Origin of the sequence: Thalassospira sp. GB04J01, from assembly GCF_000751115.1 — a bacterium.
Classification (GTDB): Bacteria; Pseudomonadota; Alphaproteobacteria; order Rhodospirillales; family Thalassospiraceae; genus Thalassospira; species Thalassospira lucentensis.
Window position 1 is genome coordinate 140,502 of sequence record NZ_CCDX020000006.1, and the last position, 16,406, is coordinate 156,907.

Below are 16,406 nucleotides of genomic sequence, written 5' to 3' on the forward strand. Positions count from 1 at the left end.
GTGCTTGGAATCTTACGCAGGCGGTGCACTATTGGTTTTGCCCAATCTGATTTACGGATCGGGATTGGCGCTAGGGGGCGGGGTCCAATGCCGGTCACCGTGGGTTTTCTCATCGCGTTCATCACGCATAAGCTCAAACAGGGTTTCGTTCTGGGACCGCATGGTGTCGATGTATCCCTTATCCACCCCATGTTCATTCCAGCGTTCGCGCAATTTTTCCAGTGTTTCAAAATCATGCGCCCGGAACGCCTGTTTTTTACGTTCGGCCCGGAACGGATGCAGGCCGAGTTCAATCAACGCATCACGGCCAAGGTTAAGCGCACTGTCAAAGGTTTCGCGCTGCACGCAATGTGCCCCGGCTTTTTCAAGCTCATAGACATGATGTCGGTCATGTGCGCGTGCCAAAATCCGGACCTTGGGATAGTGTTTGGCAACATGTTCGACCAAGGCGGTCAGTTTGTCGCGGTTATCAATCGCGGCAACAAACAATCGGGCATCTTCAATGCCGGTGGTGTGCAAAAGATCAGGCCGGGTGGCATCGCCGTAATAGGCGCGAAACCCGACCCGACTCAGGTTTTCGACCACTTCGGGATCATGATCAAGCACCACCACATCATGGCCATTGGTGGCAAGAAGGCGGGTGACGATCTGCCCAAACCGGCCAAGACCCGCAATCACAACCGATCCCGGCGTTTCAATGGTATCGGCCTCCCGGCTGTTGGTCTTGACCATGCGCGGGGCTAAAACCCGCTCATACAGGATAAAGGCCGCAGGGGTCAGGATCATGGTAAGTGCCACGACCAGCGTCATTTTCCCGATCAGATCAACCGGCAAAACGCCCATGCCCGATGCCATGCCAAACAACACAAAGGCAAATTCACCCGCCTGAGCCAACCCGACAGCAAACAACAATCGGTCCGCACCGCGCAGGCCAAAGATGCTGGCAATGGCAAACAGGATACCGGCCTTGATGATCATCACACCAAACGCCAGGCCGATCAGTATGATCGGTTGATCAAACAGCAAACCAAAATCAATCCCGGCCCCGACTGTCAAGAAAAACAGGCCGAGTAGTAACCCCTTGAACGGTTCGATATCGTTTTCAAGTTCGTGGCGGTATTCGCTATCGGATAAAACCACACCAGCCAGAAACGTCCCCAGTGCCGGGCTCAGCCCGATGGCCGTCATAAATAGTGCAATGCCAATCACCAGCAAAAGGGCCGCAGCAGTAAAAACCTCCCGCAGGCGCGAATGGGCGATAAAGCGAAACATCGGGCGAATAAGATACCGCCCGCCAATGATGATCGTGGCAATTGCTGCAATAATCACAAGCGGTTGCGCCCAATCGGGCACAAGGTCAAGCAACATTGCACCGTGCGCGGTGGGATCATCGCCCGATGGGCTCAGCGTTTCAACTGCGAGCAACGGCAGCAAAGCCAGCATCGGGATCACCGCGACATCCTGTGTCAGCAGAACCGAGAAGGCGCTTTTGCCGCCAACCGTGCCAAGCCAGCCTTTTTCATTAAGCGATTGCAGCACAATGGCAGTCGATGACAACGCAAGCACCATGCCGATGGCAATGCCCGATTGCCACGAAAGGCCAAACGCCATGCAGCCCGCCGCGATAACGGCAGTTGTCAGCGTAACCTGCAATCCACCAAGGCCGATCAACTGGCCGCGCATCGACCACAGCATCGCCGGGCGCAGTTCCAGTCCGACAAGAAACAGCATCATGACAACGCCAAATTCGGCAAAATGCTGAAGGTCGGCGGTCTCATTACCAACAATGCCAAGGATCGGACCAATCACCACCCCGGCAATCAAATAGCCAAGCACGGACCCCAGACCAAGGCGCTGGGCAAGCGGCACGGCAACAACGGCTGCGACCAGATAGACAAAAGCATGTGAAAGAATTTCCATCACGCATTCTCCCCAATGAAAAAGCTGTCGGGATGGTCGGTCAGGGTTAATGCATTGGCCGCGGCATCAAGATCAATGCGATCCTGTGTGAGGGCCGTCAGGAAACTGTGCCACTGCGACACTGTTTCCTTTACACGGTTTTCTGCGCGCAAAGACCCGGCGCTGAAGGTGGCATAGGGGGCCAGATACCGCATGTTGCATAGATCTGCTGTGCGCTCGAACGGCATCAACAAGGTCCGAAGTTCGGCGATATGTCCGCCTTTGACTGTATAGGCACTGCGCGCTGTTCCGCACGAAACGGCATTGAACATCACTTTCCCATTCAGTGCCGTTCCCTCGGCGCCATAGGCAAAATCATATTCGAGCACAAGGTCCATCCATTCCTTGATGATGGCCGGGGCGGAATACCAATAAAGCGGATGCTGGAAGATGATGACGTCATGGTCCAAAAGACTGGACTGTTCGCGGGCGATGTTAATCTCGAAGCTCGGATAGCGCGCATAGAGATCAACGCAGGTTACCCCCTCAACAGTTTGGGCTGCTTCGAACATGGGCCAATTGATTTCCGAGCGGTCCTGCCGAGGATGGGCAAACAGCGTTAACACACGCGCCATCGATTTCTCCGTTGTTCCGTGGTGTTTTGTGTGGATCGTTCTTTTGGTTTTAACGTGAAAGTGCCCGTTTACGAAGTGTTTAGAACCACGTTTAGAATAAAACAGCAATTTTCACATCCTAGGTGGAATGGCGTCTCAACGGGGTGTTTGTTTCATTTGAAATCAAGGAAATCCCAATGCCATATGTCTTTATCCAAGCCACCGATACCGAGGCCATTGCCGAACGTGAATGGGGCAAGGCCGACGAGATCATGTTTACGGCCTTCACATCCTGCATCGGGATCATGGCAATCAAGGATGATCAGGTGATCGGCGTTCACTTAACGCTTCGCGATGACACAAATGCTGTCACCAATGCCGACATTGATACTGCAATTGGATTGCTTGACGGGGGAGCCTACCCGGTGGTGATCGGCGCGATCAGTGCATGGGAAGCATCTGCGGCGGCTGTTTATCAACACCTTGTCGATACGCTGCATCCGGTCGAGCAATATGGCTATGGCGACGGGACGTTTGGCGGTGAAATCGTCAATGGTCGTATTCAGCCACGCTATGTTGCTTAAAGGCCCCAGAACAGAAAAAGCCGCCCGGCCAGTAAGGCGTTCGGGCGGCTTTATCAATTGGTTCTAAACGCGCTTAAAGGACTTATTCAGCGGCGTTGATATGGGTGACGTTGGGGGCACTGCGTGCACCTTTGCCCTCATGATCGTGAAGACGGATGAATTGCTTGATCCGCGGGCTGATCTGTTCGCGCCAGCGACGACCGTTAAACACACCGTAATGGCCGACACCCTGCTGCATGTGATGCATGCGCATGCTATCGGGCAGGTTGGTGCACAGTTTATGCGCCGCACGGGTTTGGCCCATGCCGGTAATGTCATCGCGTTCCCCTTCAACCGTCAAAAGTGCGGTCTTGGTAATCGCGGATGGATCAACCGGAACCCCCTGCCAGCGCATGGTGCCGTTGGGCAGGTTATGTTCATGGAACACAACCTTAAGCGTCTGAAGGTAAAACTCGGCTGTCATATCCATGACAGCAAGATATTCGTGATAGAAGTTCCGCTTGGCATCGGCACTTTCGCCGTCACCTTCGACCAGATGCATGAACATGTCATGGTGGGCTGAAACGTGGCGGTCCCAGTTCATCGCCATGAAGCCTGCCAGCTGCATAAAGCCTGGATAGACCCGGCGCATGACACCGGTATTGGGCAGCGGCACATGTGAAATGACATGGCGTTCAAACCATTCAAGATCATGCTGCTCAGCAAATTTGTTCACTTCGGTCGGGTTTTCGCGGGTATCCACCGGGCCGCCCATCAGCGTCATTGACGCTGGCTGACAATCCTCGTTTCCTGCCGCCATCAAGGATGCAGCGGCCATCACCGGAACCGATGGCTGACAAACCGCCATCACATGGGTATTCGGGCCAAGCTTGCGCAGGAACCGCATAAGATAATCGATATAGGTATCAAGATCAAAGTGACCCTGATGGACCGCAACCGTGCGGGCATCAATCCAGTCGGTAATATAGACATCATGATCAGGCAGCAATGCCTCGACCGTGCCACGCAGCAAGGTTGAAAAATGCCCTGACAGCGGTGCGACAATCAACAAACGCGGATCGTCGGGCTGGGTTTTCAAATGACCGGTTTCGCGTTTGAAATGCAAAAGATCACAGAAAGCTTCGCTATGGACGATTTCTTCGGTGACAGCCACGGTCTGACCGTCAACCGTTGTGGTATCCAAGCCAAATTCCGGTTTGCCATAACGATGGGTAATGTGGGTGAACATGTCGCACGCTGCCGCTACGGCCCGACCCGGCTGGGTATAGGAAAGCGGATTGGCTGGATTGCGCAGCCATTTTTTGTTGGCATCGACGGCCATACGCAGCGGACTTATCGTGGCGTGCTGCAATTCATAAAGGTGGTACAGCATATATTCTCACTCCCGGATGACAGGGGCCCAAGGGCCCGGGTGTCACCGTCCTGGTTACGGCTTTTCGTCCTGTTTTTTGTCACGCACAGGCGTTTTGTAAGACGTGCAGTCACGTGCGGCAAAGTACTATGGCATCTGTCGTTTGTGGCATTGGGGCAGCGCCAAAGCAGCTTATCCCCAGACGTCAGAAAACCTTAAAATCACAATGTAGCCTACGGCAGTACAGGTTTTACACAATAGCCATAAAGTATGATGATATTCCAAATAGTGCTTTTACGTTCTGATTCAACAGAAAATTCACGCCGATGTCGAGTGAAATATTGCAATGCAGCGTAAGCTGTTGCGTTGCAATAATAGTTTTAGCAGGGAAATGGGGAGATATGGCTTTTGGGGCAGCACATTTTAGACGTTTTAGAATCGTCGCCCGGCTGTGCAAAACGCCCGACACCCAGCCTTAAGTCAATGAGGCTGCAGATTTTTCGGGATGACATTGGCCCAAACAAAGAAAGGGCGCTGCCGTAGGGAAAACAGCAGCGCCAGTATAATAGTTCAGTGCGGATTAAAGTGCGGAGATAACGAAGCCTAAAAGAACGAATGCATAAGGGAGCAAGGGCATGGGGAAGTCTGACCGGCAGGCGGGACAGGGTGCGGGGTAGCCTGCCGGTCAGGTGCCCTTGGTGGACAATCGTCCGGGCCTCGCAAATTTCAATGGGGATTTTTTATCAGATCAGACTGCGCAGGGTTTGCGCCATGCCAAGCCCGATGACGAACAGAAAAAATCCTGTACTTCCAACCACAGCAACAGTGCTGCAAAGCTCGTTCAAGCGGGTCGGGTTCTCGATCAGTTTCAGCATGGTTTGTCCTCCTCAATCTGTCTGCAAGGACCATAGCGTTCTGATTTTGTTCCTGCAAGAACAAAATTGGAACAAATGCGGATTAATCTAATTAAGTATTTGAAATATAATCAAAAAATAGTGTTCTCAAATGTTCTCATTTTTAATGGGAAATGAGAACATTCAAGGGTGATCAAGTGAGTTGGGTTGAACAAGGACCGCAGGAAACCTCGTGTTTGCGCGAGTCTTTATAAAAGACATCGGACGCAGGATGTTCTTGCTGGTGTTCTCACTCTATTTCCGGCCCTGCTATGTCCACCCATGATCGCGCGGAGAAGATCGCAAGGTGTCATCAAAACGTACATTTAACCCGGATGAAATACCCGCATAGTTGCGATATCGTGTGATGGATCATCAATCGGCTGTCGGTTTTATGGGTTTGCCTGACAGATCAAAAGGGCGCTGATTTAAACCGATTCAATTTGTATAAAATCAAATTGTTGCAGGATATGCAGACTGGCCTAAAATGGGGTGTGTTTCGGCGAATGTTCGGATTGTTTTGCAACAAACTGTTACGGTTAAACCGGATTTCGGTAAAGCCGTCTTTCGGGGGCTTGAACGCAGTGGTCTTGCCCTCATAGATCGTGTAACAGTGGGCTCAAAGACCGGAACATCGCACCCTTGCTGATCAGGACGCAGCATGGCTGTTGGCCTAAATAAGGTGGTCAAACATTCTGGCGACGCCTGACACTGCCAACCAGAGTGTCAGAAGTTTGCTGTGTTTGATTACTCATACAAAACCGGCCATGCGCCATTAAGTGGAAAATTTCCCTATGGTGTCAGGTTGGTAAATACACGCACAGAACCGGCAATCCGGTGCTGTTTTCACGGTAACTACCGTGTCCCGATCGTCTGCCCGGATTGTCAAAAGTCCGGGATCCCACCTAGACGACGGGGAGGAAACGTTGGAAGGCTAAGGGCAGAATGAGACAAAGGCTTAAACATCGTATTGCTGATATCGTGATATTCGGTGGGACCGGAGATCTGGCACTACGCAAACTTTTCCCCGCACTTTACGAAATGGAACGGACCGGGCGTTTCGATGATGACACCCGTATCTTTGGCGCATCGCGCAGCGAACATAGCGACGAAGATTTCCGGGCCAAACTTGAAGAAGCCGGAAAAAAATTCGTCCCCGAAGGCGAGTTTGAGGCGAAAACCTGGAAAAAATTCGCCCAGCGCATTTCCTATGTTCAGGTCTCAGCAGGCGACGAAGCCGGGTTTAAGGTTCTTCACGAAAAACTTTCCGATCAGCCTGATCGCGACCGGGTCTATTATTTCTCGACCAGTCCGGCCCTGTTTGCTGATATGGCCTTTAACCTTAAAAAGGTTGGTCTGGTAACGCCAAATTCCCGCGTTGTGCTTGAAAAGCCGCTGGGTCATGACCTTGACAGTTGCCGTGAAATCAACGGCCAGATTGGTGAAGTCTTCGACGAAAACCAGATTTTCCGTATCGACCATTACCTTGGCAAGGAAACAGTGCAGAACCTTATGATTCTGCGCTTTGCCAATGCGATGTTTGAACCACTTTGGAACAGCGCGCATATTGACCACGTGCAGATCACGGTCGGCGAAGAAGTCGGTGCCGAAGGCCGCTGGTCCTATTATGACGATGCCGGTGCAATGCGCGACATGGTGCAAAACCATATGTTGCAGCTTCTGTGCTTGGTCGCGATGGAACCGCCCTATGTCCTTGATCAGGACGCGGTGCGCGATGAAAAGGTCAAAGTGCTCAAGGCGCTGATGCCAATCAATGACAGCAACATCGACACATCCACCGTGCGCGGCCAGTACCGCAAAGGGGCGGTTGGTGGCAAGGAAGTGCCGGGCTACCTCGAAGAAGACGGGGCCAATGTCGACAGTACGACAGAAACCTTCGTCGCCATCCGGGCGGAACTGAACAACTGGCGTTGGTCGGGCGTTCCGTTCTATCTGCGAACCGGTAAACGGTTGCCAAAACGCCATTCGGAAATTGTCATACAATTCCGCGATGTGCCGCATCAGATTTTCCCGCTGGCAAAATCGATGACCAATTATCAGGCCAACCGCCTTGTTTTGCGTCTGCAACCCGATGACGGCATCCATCTTATTTTGAATAACAAAAATCCGGGACCGGGCCTTGTGCGCCTGCGTCCAACCGCCTTGAACCTGTCCTTTGCCGAGGCCTTTGGCGGGCGTAGCCCGGATGCCTATGAGCGTCTGTTGCTCGATGCGATTGATGGCAATAACACCCTGTTTGTCCGCCGTGATGAACAGGACATCGCTTGGCAGTGGGTTGATGCCATTCAGGATGCCTGGCAGAACAATCACATCACGCCCAAGGGCTATACGTCGGGTACGTGGGGGCCATCGGCCGCCATTGCGTTGATTGAACGCGATGGACGTACCTGGAACGAAGAAGCCGGGTTCTAGGCATTGGCAAAGGCGCGTTGGATCGTCAACGCGCCTTGCTTTGCTGTCACTGACACCCCAATTTCGGGATGACGACATGACAAATGAACGCATTTTCCAAAGCGGCGACGAAATGCTTGCGGCAATGATCAAGGAAACCGTCGAACGGCTTGAATTTGCCATCGCGACACGCGGCCATGCCAGCATGGCAGTTGCCGGTGGGCGGTTCCCAAAACCCTTGTTTGAAACGCTTTCACACGCCCGTCTGGACTGGTCCAAAGTCACCGTGACCCTTGGCGATGATCGCTGGGTGGGGCTTGATGATGATCAGTCCAATGAAAAACTGGTCCGCGATTATTTGTTTATCAACGAAGCCCAGCACGCGCGCTTTGTATCGCTTAAAACACCTGATGGCAGTCCGGAAGACGCGGTCAATACCGTCAGTGCGCGTTTGCGGACCGAACTGCATTGGCCGCTTGATATTGTGTATCTGGGGATGGGCGATGACGGTCATACCGCATCACTTTTCCCATCCTCAACGCCCGAAGCCCTGCGCAAAGGGCTTTATCCCGAACATGGCGAACTGGTTGTCGCTGCGCGCCCGACCGTGTCCCCGGTCCCGCGCATCAGCATGACGTTGCCCGCCATCCTTAACGCCCGGTATATTGGTCTTCATATTACCGGACAATCCAAATGGTCGACCTTTGAAACCGCGAAAAACGGCACAGAAATCGAAGAGATGCCCGTTCGCGCAATCTTGCAACAGACTGACGTCCCCGTCGATCTGTGGTGGAGCGCCGAGAACCCGAAAGGCTGAACCCCATGAAACGTGAAATAGATCAGATCACCAAACGCATTATCGAGCGTTCCAAACCAACCCGCGAAGCATATCTTGCCAAGATCGAGGCCGCCGCGTCCGATCGCCCGCATCGCTCATCGCTGTCATGCGGCAACCTTGCCCATGCGTCGGCGGGCTGTAGTGCGGCTGATAAGGAACGCATCAATGGCGATGAGGGTGCCAATCTTGGCATCGTGACGTCTTACAACGATATGCTGTCGGCCCACCAACCACTGGGCGTTTATCCCGACCGTATCAAAAAGGCCGTGTTTGAAGCTGGTGGAACAGCACAGGTTGCCGGGGGCGTTCCGGCCATGTGTGATGGCGTGACCCAAGGCCGTCCGGGCATGGAACTTTCGCTGTTTTCACGCGATGTGATTGCCATGTCGACGGCTGTGTCACTGTCGCATGACGTGTTCGATTCCGCCCTTTATCTGGGTGTATGTGACAAAATCGTTCCGGGTCTTGTCATGGGGGCCTTGTCCTATGGCCATATTCCCGCAGTTTTCGTACCTGCCGGTCCAATGCCATCAGGCCTTCCCAATGACGAGAAAGCCCGCATTCGTCAGCTGTATGCCCAAGGTAAAGTCGGCCGCAAGGAACTGTTGGAGGCCGAAACCGCGTCTTACCACAGCCCGGGCACCTGTACGTTCTATGGCACGGCAAACTCCAACCAGATGCTGATGGAAGTCATGGGCTTGCATCTTCCCGGCGCGGCGTTTGTGAACCCGAATACCGATCTGCGCGATGCGCTGACCGAAGAAGCCGCCCGCCGTGCGCTTGCGATTACCAAACTTGGCAATGATTATCGCCCGGTTGGTAAGGTTTTGGATGAAAAGGCGTTTGTGAACGGGATTGTCGGGTTGCTTGCGACCGGTGGGTCAACCAACCATACGCTGCATTTGCCTGCGATGGCGCGTGCGGCCGGGATTGAGCTGCGCTGGGATGATTTTGACGAATTGTCGCGTCTGGTCCCGCTTCTGTGCCGCGTTTATCCGAACGGTCAGGCCGATGTGAACCACTTCCATGCCGCAGGCGGTATGGGCTTTGTTATTTCCGACCTTTTGAAAAACGGTATTCTGCATCCTGATCTGGAAACCATCCATACTGGTGGCATGGCGGCCTATGGCACAGAGCCGTATCTGGACGGTGGCAAGCTGGCATGGCGTGATGCCCCGGCTGACAGTCAGGATGAAGACATCCTGCGTCCGGCGGAAAAGGCATTTAGTGCCGACGGTGGTTTGCGGATGTTGTCGGGCAACCTTGGCCGTTGCGTGATCAAGGTGTCCGCCGTGAAACCGGAAAACCGTGTCATCGAAGCTCCGGCTGCGGTGTTTACATCGCAAGAACAAATGATGGAGGCCTTCAAGGAAGGCAAGCTTCATCGTGACGTCATCTGTGTTGTGCGTTTCCAGGGGCCGAAAGCCAACGGCATGCCTGAACTGCACAAGCTCACCCCGCCGTTGGGTGTGCTGCAGGATCTGGGGTATAAGGTTGCCCTTGTCACCGATGGTCGCATGTCGGGTGCGTCGGGTAAGGTGCCTGCTGCCATCCACGTCACACCAGAAGGCATGATGAACGGCCCGATTGCCAAGGTACAGGATGGCGACATCATCCGTCTTGATGCGGAAACCGGTGATCTGATCCTCAATGTGACAGATGCCGAACTGGCCAAGCGTGACTTTGCCACCTTTGACGACAAGGCATCCCATCAGGATGGCTTTGGCCGTGAGTTGTTTGGCGTGTTCCGCGACCATGTTGGACTGGCTGAAATGGGCGCATGTGCTGTCCTCCCGGGGGAGGCTGAAGTCGCGTAATGCAGCTTGTCGGTGATATTGGCGGGACCAATGCCCGCTTTGCTTGGCTTGACGATGCTGGCAATCCCCATACGCCAATGACATTGCCGGTGCGTGAATATGCCACCATCGGCGATGCCATGCGTGATTTCATGGTCAAAACCGACTGTGCGGATTTGCGTGAATTTGCCGTGGCGGTGGCGTGCCCCGCCATGGCCGATGAGATTAAATTCACCAACAATCCGTGGGTGTTTTCCAAGGATGCGCTTAAGGCCGAGTTCAATCTGGATCGTCTTGTGGTGGTCAATGATTTTACCGGCTTGGCAATGTCGGTACCCTATCTGGGCGGCGAAGACCTGATTACGCTATTTGATGGTCCCGGACGTCCGGGCTTGCCCTTGGCGGTCATTGGGGCGGGGACCGGGCTTGGCGTTTCGGGCTTGTTGCCCCACGAAGGCCATTGGTTGCCAATTCAGGGCGAAGGCGGGCATGTGTCCTTGCCTGCGGTCGATGAACTTGATTTTGAAATCGTCAAATTCCTGACCCATGAATTGGGGCGCGTATCGGCGGAACGTATTTTGTCGGGCATGGGGATTGAAAACCTGTACCGCGCACTTGCCGCCATCGATGGTCTTGATGTGGCGCCGAAAAATGCCGCTGAGGTGGTTGACGGTGCCTTGCAACAAAATGACCCGCTGTGTCGTAAGGTGCTGGACCGGTTCTGCCTGTTTATGGGTGGGGTTGCGGGTGACCTTGTGCTGACACTTGGTGCGTTTGACGGGGTGTTTATCGGCGGCGGTATTGGTCCGCGGATTGCTGATTATATGAAACAAAGCGGCCTGAAAGAGCGGATGATCGCCAAGGGCCGTTTCCATGATTTAATGAATGATGTGCCGGTACGCCTGATGACGGCGAAATACCCGGCCCTGATCGGTTGCGCCAAGATTTTAACGGCCTGACCGGCAAACAGAAGGAAGATTTTATGAGCCTTTCATCGCGTGAGATTCTGTCAAAGGCCCCGGTGGTGCCGGTTCTGGTGATCGAAGATGCCAATGATGCCGTGCCGCTGGCCAAGGCACTGGTGGCCGGTGGTTTGCCGGTGCTGGAAATTACGTTGCGCAGTGCGGCTGCCGAAGAAAGCATTAAACGTATTATCGCCGAAGTCCCCGGTGCGATTACCGGTGCAGGAACGGTGATCAATGCCAAGCAAATGGAACGCATGGCTGAAATCGGCTGTGCCTTTGCCGTGTCACCGGGCCATACCGACGGTCTTTTAAAGGCTGCCAAGGATACTGGCGTGCCGTTGTTGCCCGGGGCGGGCACCCCGTCGGAAATCATGAACCTGATTGATCATGGCTATGACATTTTGAAATTTTTCCCGGCTGAACAGCAGGGTGGGGTGTCGATGCTCAAGGCTCTTTCGGGGCCATTGCCGCAGGTCAGCTTCTGTCCGACTGGGGGTGTTTCATTGAATAATCTGGCTGATTATTTAAAATTACCGAATATTATCACCGTCGGCGGATCATGGGTTGCGCCCAAGGATGCGGTCAAGGCGGGTGATTGGGCAACCATCACCAAGCTGGCACAGGAAGCAACCGACCGGGTTCGTGAGATTCGCAGCTAAGATATTCGCAATTGTATGACAAATAAAAAGGGACCCATTTGGGTCCCTTTTTTAATGCTAGCTGGCAACTGGCTTACCGGGCTTTGAGGTCCGGCAGCGTTTCCTACATCCGGTCGAGATACCAGGTCGTGCCGTTAAATTTGCGCTGCAGGCCAAGGTCGGCGAGGTCTGCGTGGCTCAGGTTGCTCATAAGATCGCTGTGGTTCTTGCGTTTGCGCTTGTTCTCGAAATATTTTTCGATGCGGTTCATGAGCGCGCCAAACGGCATGCGTTTGGTAAAGGGGTCGTTTGCAGCGTCGAAAGGTGCGTTTCCAGAAATCTGATGTGCCATGGTGGCCTCCTGAAGTCTCAGGTTGAATTGATCCGTTGATGGGCGGACAATGTCATATGCAAAATAAAACAGGAAGAAGGTTGTTTTGCATATCTGATGTGCAAAAAAAATCGGATTAACACGACAAAATACGGATAGAAGTGTCGATATGAACTGGAACGATTTGCGATATTTCCTTGTTTTGGCAAGTGAAGGCAGCCTTTCGGGGGCCGCGCGTCGTCTGCGCAAGGAACACACGACAGTCGCCCGCCGAATCGAGGCGCTTGAAGATGATGTTGGCACCAAGCTGTTTGACCGTTTGCCGCGCGGCTGGCAACTGACCACGGCGGGACATAATCTTGTCCCGGTGGCCGAACGGGTTGAGGAAGAAGCCCTTACCTTTGAACGTCAGGCCAAGGGCGATGAAGCCGCCCACGGGGTTGTGCGCATTTCCGTCCCCCCAGTAGCGGGGCGTGTGTTGTTTGCCCCGCGTCTGGCCAGGTTGCTTACGGCACACAAGGGGCTTGAATTTGAAATTATCGGGGCTGCCAATGTGGTCAATCTTGCACGCCGCGAAGCCGATGTTGCCGTGCGCATGATCACCCCGCGCGAACCGGGATTGATTACGCGTAAGCTGGTCGAATTGGGGGTCGGGCTTTATTGCGGGATTGGCTACCGCGACCGGGTGCCGGAAATGGACTGGGAATTTTGCGGTTATGAAGATACCGCTTACGGCGCATCAAAAAAGGAATGGGTGCGCAACGTACTGGGCCGGGAATTGCCGTGCCGTTTTCGTGCCGATGAAACCGAAACGGTCCGCCAGTTCATTGCTGCGGGACATGGTGTCGGGGTTCTGCCGCGCTATCTTGGGGACAAGGACGACGAACTTGAACTGATCCATGCCGATGTCGAAGGGCAAAGCCGTGAAACCGGCTGGATGGTGGTTCACCCGGACATGCGCCGATCCCCCGGTGTTCGATTGGTGATGGATGCCTTGATCAAGGCTGCTGATAACATTGCCGAAGAATTTCAGGTCTGACGATGGACCGATATTGACTGAAAAAGGCTCCCTTAAAATTCAAGGGAGCCTTTTTCATGCCTTGAGGGAAGGCATTCTAGGTCCTGAGCCTAGCCATCTCCGCAATACCCCTATCGCGAAGATGGTCGATATCAAAGCGTGTCGATTACCATTGGTTCAGGGCCGCTGGTCGCTTTGATCTGGTTAAAACCGGTTGAGGTACTCGTCGCGCGGCACGTAGCTGTTGTTGTGGCGTTCCAAACCGATGTCGTAGAGTTGGTCGTCACTTAACCGGTTCAGGGCAATGCGGCTTTGATAGCGTTTGTAGGACCGCAAAACGGCATTGACGATCGCCGGGATGATAGCGCTAACACCCTTGGTGACAGTGGGGGGCGTGGCGCGAGAGGTTGGGCGTTGTGCCATCTTCCCGTACGATGTTTTTGTCGACACACACCCGACGAGGGTATTGCATTCGATCTGATGTGATACAGCCATTGTCATGCTCCTTGATCGGGGTGGGCCGTTTCGATGACCAAAGATTGGCATGCGCAGAAATACAATGGAATTTAGATAAAATGCGCTATAGTTGTGCAAAATTGCGCAAGTGTAGGACCCACAGATATGAACTGGAATGATCTTAGGTTTTTTGTCGCAGTTGCCGAGGAAGGGACGCTTTCCGGGGCCGCCCGGCGATTGAGCAAGGACCACACAACCGTTGCGCGGCGCATCGAAGCATTGGAAACCCATCTGGGCGCGCATCTGTTTGACCGCTTGGCAACCGGGTGGAAATTGACCGATGCGGGCGAAAACCTTGTGCCGGTGGCGGGCCGGATCGAAGAAGACGTTTTGGCGTTTGAACGGCAGGCGCGCGGTGATGAAACCGCCCATGGTGTGGTGCGGATTTCCGTGCCCCCCGCCGCCGGGCGATTGCTGTTTGCGCCGCGGTTGGCGGAATTGCTGCGGGACCAAAAGAACCTTGAATATGAAATTCTTGGATCAAGCGTCATTGCCAATCTTGCGCGCCGCGAAGCAGACGTTGCGGTGCGGATGGCAACCCCGGCGCAAAGCGGGCTGATCGCGCGCAAACTGACGCATTTGCGCTACGGCGTTTATGCGGCAAAGGGGTATACAGAGCGCGTGCCTGAAGGCGATTGGGAATTCTGTGCCGATGGCAGCTTCTCATTTGGCGACTATCAACAGGCCTGGGTGTGGAAGATGCTAAACCGGCAATTGCCGGTGCGGGTCAGGGCCGATGACAGCCAGACGGTTCGGGCCTTTGTCGCGGCCGGACATGGGCTTGGGCTTTTGCCGCGCTATATGGCCGATGTTGATGATCGGCTTGAAAGGGTGTTTGACGACGCGCCGGGTGAGATCAGCAAGCCGGTCTGGCTTGTGGTTCATCCTGACATGCGCCGGTCCCCCGGCGTGCGGATGGTGATGGATGCGCTGATCAAAACAACCGAAAGTATTCCGGCGGAATTTAAATCCTGATTGTGTTTTTGTTCAGATACTTAGGCTCAGGACGCATTCTCTATATGACTTGGGGCTGGAACTGATCAACTATGGTGTTTGTAACGTAGGAAGAAGGTCGCTCGGGTTTGCAATCCGGTATGTGTTCTTCTACGGCGCAGGGAATTCGGTCTTTTCTGCACGAAGCTGGCGGTGAAAATGACAACGACCCGGGATTTGGAAAAGCTGCTTGGTCAGTCGATTAATGGTGACATGGACGCCTTTGAGCGGCTGTATCATGCAACATCGGCGAAACTTTTTGGCGTTGTGCTGCGTATCTTGAAAAACCGTGCTCAAAGCGAGGACGCGTTACAGGATATTTATGTGCGCATCTGGCAGAAAGCCGGTGATTTCCAACCGGGACGGGCATCGATCATTACCTGGATGGCAACGATTGCACGGAACCGGGCAATTGATATCGTGCGCCGCCAACGGCCTGAAACCGACATTGAAGACGCCGAAATTGAAGTTCTGGTGTCACATGACACGGTTTTCGAGGAGGTCGTGCTTGCCGACGAGGTACGCCAACTGGAATACTGTCTGGACGGTTTGGAAAACGACCGTCAACAGATTGTCCGACTGGCATATCTTGAAGGCTGGTCTCGGGCCGAATTGGCAGAACGGTTTGCCCAGCCGGTTGGAACGATCAAGACGTGGCTGCATCGCAGCTTAAGACAGTTAAAGGAATGCCTGGGATCATGACCGACCGGGAAGACATTGATATGCTGGCCGCTGAATATGTGTTGGGCACGCTTGAGCCCGCACAGCGTCAGTCTGTGGCTGCCCGTCGGGAACGGGAACCGGAAATTGATAAGGCGATCACCGATTGGGAAATGCGGCTGTCACCGCTTAATACACATTATGATGCGGTTGCCCCGTCACGTGATCTGTTTGCCAGCATCAGAAGCCGGATCGAAACTGCCGGCCAAAATGTTAGCGCTAACATCGCCAGTTTGTCTGAGGTCGCCAGCCTGAAGCGCAAGGTCAAGATGTGGCGCTCCGGGGCACTTGGGGCCGGGGCGATTGCTGCAAGCCTGATCATTGCGGTTCTGGCAACCGATATTGCCACACCGGTCCAGGATGGCCCGTTCGTGGCGGTATTTCACCGCGACGATACCCAGCCCGCATTTGTGATGACGATTGATCTTGATACCCGTGCGGTGACCATTCGCCCGGTTGAGGCATCGTTGCCCGAAGGCAAAACCTATCAACTTTGGATCAAGTCGGATCAGAGCGATTCTGTCCCACAGTCCTTGGGGCTTTTGCAGAATGCGTCTGTCGCGACGACCAAGAACCTTGGCCAGTTTGATCCGGCGATGTTGCGTACCGCAACCTTTGGCATCAGCCTTGAACCAGAAGGCGGCTCACCAACCGGGCAGCCGACCGGTCCTGCAATCCATGGTCGGTTGATTTCGGTAGAACATTAGGTTCTGGGCCTAATGCAGAAAATTTCTTCTTTGCTGAAACCCGTTTGAATTCTCTGCGTAGCTTCTGTGTGTGCGATGAAACGCACGACATGAGCGAACCGCGAAAAGCGTGTTCCAGATCAAAAGCAAAG

The 16,406-nt window shown here is 53.9% G+C and carries 16 protein-coding genes; 10 read left to right on the forward strand and 6 right to left on the reverse strand.

Annotated features, from left to right (window positions below; all coding sequences use genetic code 11):
• Positions 1-51 precede the first annotated feature (51 nt).
• Both AMM48_RS04445 and AMM48_RS04450 read right to left on the reverse strand, forming a co-directional pair.
• Complete coding sequence (locus AMM48_RS04445; protein ID WP_102783083.1) at positions 52-1,920, reverse strand: monovalent cation:proton antiporter-2 (CPA2) family protein; 1,869 nt, start codon at positions 1,918-1,920, stop codon at positions 52-54.
• On the reverse strand, positions 1,920-2,534 hold the full coding sequence (locus AMM48_RS04450; RefSeq protein ID WP_102783084.1) for an NAD(P)H-dependent oxidoreductase: 615 nt from the start codon (positions 2,532-2,534) through the stop codon (positions 1,920-1,922). The genes AMM48_RS04445 and AMM48_RS04450 overlap by 1 nt, the downstream gene beginning before the upstream one ends.
• 176 nt (positions 2,535-2,710) lie before the next feature.
• Between AMM48_RS04450 and AMM48_RS04455 the strand changes: the two genes are divergently transcribed.
• On the forward strand, positions 2,711-3,097 hold the full coding sequence (locus AMM48_RS04455; protein WP_102783085.1) for a hypothetical protein: 387 nt from the start codon (positions 2,711-2,713) through the stop codon (positions 3,095-3,097).
• An 82-nt stretch (positions 3,098-3,179) separates the two neighbouring features.
• Here the strand turns inward: AMM48_RS04455 and phaZ are convergent, their stop codons facing one another.
• Together phaZ and AMM48_RS22475 are read right to left on the reverse strand one after the other, a co-directional pair.
• On the reverse strand, positions 3,180-4,469 hold the full coding sequence (phaZ, locus tag AMM48_RS04460) for a polyhydroxyalkanoate depolymerase (protein ID WP_102783086.1): 1,290 nt from the start codon (positions 4,467-4,469) through the stop codon (positions 3,180-3,182).
• 722 nt (positions 4,470-5,191) lie between these two features.
• Positions 5,192-5,323, reverse strand: a complete 132-nt coding sequence (locus AMM48_RS22475) for a hypothetical protein (RefSeq protein WP_022733176.1) — start codon at positions 5,321-5,323, stop codon at positions 5,192-5,194.
• 963 nt (positions 5,324-6,286) lie between these two features.
• Between AMM48_RS22475 and zwf the strand changes: the two genes are divergently transcribed.
• The 5 genes from zwf to AMM48_RS04485 all read left to right on the forward strand — a co-directional run bounded on the left by zwf (position 6,287) and on the right by AMM48_RS04485 (position 12,011).
• Positions 6,287-7,774, forward strand: coding sequence for a glucose-6-phosphate dehydrogenase (gene zwf, locus AMM48_RS04465; RefSeq protein ID WP_102783087.1), 1,488 nt, complete (start codon positions 6,287-6,289; stop codon positions 7,772-7,774).
• Between the two features lie 76 nt (positions 7,775-7,850).
• A complete protein-coding gene (pgl, locus tag AMM48_RS04470; RefSeq protein WP_102783088.1) occupies positions 7,851-8,570 on the forward strand; it encodes a 6-phosphogluconolactonase in 720 nt (239 codons plus the stop codon).
• 5 nt (positions 8,571-8,575) lie between these two features.
• Entirely contained in the window at positions 8,576-10,408 is a 1,833-nt protein-coding gene (gene edd / locus AMM48_RS04475) for a phosphogluconate dehydratase (RefSeq protein WP_102783089.1), read from the forward strand.
• Positions 10,408-11,346, forward strand: coding sequence for a glucokinase (gene glk, locus AMM48_RS04480; RefSeq protein ID WP_102783090.1), 939 nt, complete (start codon positions 10,408-10,410; stop codon positions 11,344-11,346). The genes edd and glk overlap by 1 nt, the downstream gene beginning before the upstream one ends.
• A 23-nt stretch (positions 11,347-11,369) precedes the next feature.
• Positions 11,370-12,011 (forward strand): bifunctional 4-hydroxy-2-oxoglutarate aldolase/2-dehydro-3-deoxy-phosphogluconate aldolase, encoded by a 642-nt coding sequence (locus tag AMM48_RS04485; RefSeq protein WP_102783091.1) that lies wholly within the window; start codon positions 11,370-11,372, stop codon positions 12,009-12,011.
• 103 nt (positions 12,012-12,114) lie between these two features.
• Here AMM48_RS04485 and AMM48_RS04490 read toward each other — a convergent pair whose 3' ends face one another.
• Entirely contained in the window at positions 12,115-12,342 is a 228-nt protein-coding gene (locus AMM48_RS04490) for a hypothetical protein (protein ID WP_102783092.1), read from the reverse strand.
• Positions 12,343-12,490: 148 nt separating this feature from the next.
• Here AMM48_RS04490 and AMM48_RS04495 point away from each other — a divergent pair, with 148 nt between their 5' ends.
• The gene (locus AMM48_RS04495) at positions 12,491-13,360 is read left to right on the forward strand and encodes a LysR family transcriptional regulator (RefSeq protein ID WP_022733169.1); all 870 of its coding nucleotides are present in this window, start codon (positions 12,491-12,493) and stop codon (positions 13,358-13,360) included.
• 183 nt (positions 13,361-13,543) lie between these two features.
• Here AMM48_RS04495 and AMM48_RS04500 read toward each other — a convergent pair whose 3' ends face one another.
• A complete protein-coding gene (locus AMM48_RS04500) occupies positions 13,544-13,834 on the reverse strand; it encodes a DUF1127 domain-containing protein (protein WP_158246425.1) in 291 nt (96 codons plus the stop codon).
• A 126-nt stretch (positions 13,835-13,960) separates the two neighbouring features.
• Here AMM48_RS04500 and AMM48_RS04505 point away from each other — a divergent pair, with 126 nt between their 5' ends.
• The 3 genes from AMM48_RS04505 to AMM48_RS04515 all read left to right on the forward strand — a co-directional run bounded on the left by AMM48_RS04505 (position 13,961) and on the right by AMM48_RS04515 (position 16,275).
• Positions 13,961-14,830, forward strand: a complete 870-nt coding sequence (locus tag AMM48_RS04505; protein WP_102783094.1) for a LysR family transcriptional regulator — start codon at positions 13,961-13,963, stop codon at positions 14,828-14,830.
• Between the two features lie 177 nt (positions 14,831-15,007).
• On the forward strand, positions 15,008-15,550 hold the full coding sequence (locus AMM48_RS04510; RefSeq protein WP_102783095.1) for a sigma-70 family RNA polymerase sigma factor: 543 nt from the start codon (positions 15,008-15,010) through the stop codon (positions 15,548-15,550).
• A complete protein-coding gene (locus AMM48_RS04515; protein ID WP_102783096.1) occupies positions 15,547-16,275 on the forward strand; it encodes an anti-sigma factor in 729 nt (242 codons plus the stop codon). The genes AMM48_RS04510 and AMM48_RS04515 overlap by 4 nt, the downstream gene beginning before the upstream one ends.
• Positions 16,276-16,406: the final 131 nt, after the last annotated feature.

What these genes read in the sequence shown, in the direction of transcription:
- pgl (WP_102783088.1), top strand. Translation starts at nt 7,851, where the DNA reads ATGACAAATGAACGCATTTTCCAAAGCGGCGACGAAATGCTTGCGGCA.
- AMM48_RS04450 (WP_102783084.1), bottom strand. Translation starts at nt 2,534, where the DNA reads ATGGCGCGTGTGTTAACGCTGTTTGCCCATCCTCGGCAGGACCGCTCG.
- glk (WP_102783090.1), top strand. Translation starts at nt 10,408, where the DNA reads ATGCAGCTTGTCGGTGATATTGGCGGGACCAATGCCCGCTTTGCTTGG.
- zwf (WP_102783087.1), top strand. Translation starts at nt 6,287, where the DNA reads ATGAGACAAAGGCTTAAACATCGTATTGCTGATATCGTGATATTCGGT.
- AMM48_RS04510 (WP_102783095.1), top strand. Translation starts at nt 15,008, where the DNA reads ATGACAACGACCCGGGATTTGGAAAAGCTGCTTGGTCAGTCGATTAAT.
- AMM48_RS04445 (WP_102783083.1), bottom strand. Translation starts at nt 1,920, where the DNA reads ATGGAAATTCTTTCACATGCTTTTGTCTATCTGGTCGCAGCCGTTGTT.
- AMM48_RS04455 (WP_102783085.1), top strand. Translation starts at nt 2,711, where the DNA reads ATGCCATATGTCTTTATCCAAGCCACCGATACCGAGGCCATTGCCGAA.
- AMM48_RS04500 (WP_158246425.1), bottom strand. Translation starts at nt 13,834, where the DNA reads ATGGCTGTATCACATCAGATCGAATGCAATACCCTCGTCGGGTGTGTG.
- edd (WP_102783089.1), top strand. Translation starts at nt 8,576, where the DNA reads ATGAAACGTGAAATAGATCAGATCACCAAACGCATTATCGAGCGTTCC.
- phaZ (WP_102783086.1), bottom strand. Translation starts at nt 4,469, where the DNA reads ATGCTGTACCACCTTTATGAATTGCAGCACGCCACGATAAGTCCGCTG.
- AMM48_RS22475 (WP_022733176.1), bottom strand. Translation starts at nt 5,323, where the DNA reads ATGCTGAAACTGATCGAGAACCCGACCCGCTTGAACGAGCTTTGCAGC.
- AMM48_RS04505 (WP_102783094.1), top strand. Translation starts at nt 13,961, where the DNA reads ATGAACTGGAATGATCTTAGGTTTTTTGTCGCAGTTGCCGAGGAAGGG.
- AMM48_RS04515 (WP_102783096.1), top strand. Translation starts at nt 15,547, where the DNA reads ATGACCGACCGGGAAGACATTGATATGCTGGCCGCTGAATATGTGTTG.
- AMM48_RS04485 (WP_102783091.1), top strand. Translation starts at nt 11,370, where the DNA reads ATGAGCCTTTCATCGCGTGAGATTCTGTCAAAGGCCCCGGTGGTGCCG.
- AMM48_RS04495 (WP_022733169.1), top strand. Translation starts at nt 12,491, where the DNA reads ATGAACTGGAACGATTTGCGATATTTCCTTGTTTTGGCAAGTGAAGGC.
- AMM48_RS04490 (WP_102783092.1), bottom strand. Translation starts at nt 12,342, where the DNA reads ATGGCACATCAGATTTCTGGAAACGCACCTTTCGACGCTGCAAACGAC.